Genomic DNA, 1,019 nt, shown 5'->3' on the forward strand with positions numbered 1-1,019 from the left:
CCGGAAGAAAAAGCGCGTGGTATCACCATCAACACTTCTCACGTTGAATACGATACCCCGACCCGCCACTACGCACACGTAGACTGCCCGGGGCACGCCGACTATGTTAAAAACATGATCACCGGTGCTGCTCAGATGGACGGCGCGATCCTGGTTGTTGCTGCGACTGACGGCCCGATGCCGCAGACCCGTGAGCACATCCTGCTGGGTCGTCAGGTAGGCGTTCCGTACATCATCGTGTTCCTGAACAAATGCGACATGGTTGATGACGAAGAGCTGCTGGAACTGGTTGAGATGGAAGTTCGCGAACTGCTGTCTCAGTACGACTTCCCGGGCGACGACACGCCGATCGTTCGTGGTTCTGCTCTGAAAGCGCTGGAAGGCGACGCAGAGTGGGAAGCGAAAATCATCGAACTGGCTGGCTTCCTGGATTCTTACATCCCGGAACCAGAGCGTGCGATTGACAAGCCGTTCCTGCTGCCGATCGAAGACGTATTCTCCATCTCCGGTCGTGGTACCGTTGTTACCGGTCGTGTAGAACGCGGTATCATCAAAGTGGGCGAAGAAGTTGAAATCGTTGGTATCAAAGAGACTCAGAAGTCTACCTGTACTGGCGTTGAAATGTTCCGCAAACTGCTGGACGAAGGCCGTGCCGGTGAGAACGTTGGTGTTCTGCTGCGTGGTATCAAACGTGAAGAAATCGAACGTGGTCAGGTACTGGCTAAGCCGGGCACCATCAAGCCGCACACCAAGTTCGAATCTGAAGTGTACATTCTGTCCAAAGATGAAGGCGGCCGTCATACTCCGTTCTTCAAAGGCTACCGTCCGCAGTTCTACTTCCGTACTACTGACGTGACTGGCACCATCGAACTGCCGGAAGGCGTAGAGATGGTAATGCCGGGCGACAACATCAAAATGGTTGTTACCCTGATCCACCCGATCGCGATGGACGACGGTCTGCGTTTCGCAATCCGTGAAGGCGGCCGTACCGTTGGCGCGGGCGTTGTTGCTAAAGTTCT

General features: G+C 54.9%; 1 protein-coding gene. It reads left to right on the forward strand.

The window, feature by feature from the left end; all coding sequences use genetic code 11:
- The coding region (gene tuf, locus HV477_RS27890) for an elongation factor Tu (protein WP_001543627.1) at positions 1-1,019 on the forward strand (1,019 nt) is incomplete at both ends.

Source organism: Salmonella sp. SG203 (assembly GCF_013350575.1).
Classification (GTDB): domain Bacteria; phylum Pseudomonadota; class Gammaproteobacteria; order Enterobacterales; family Enterobacteriaceae; genus Salmonella; species Salmonella enterica.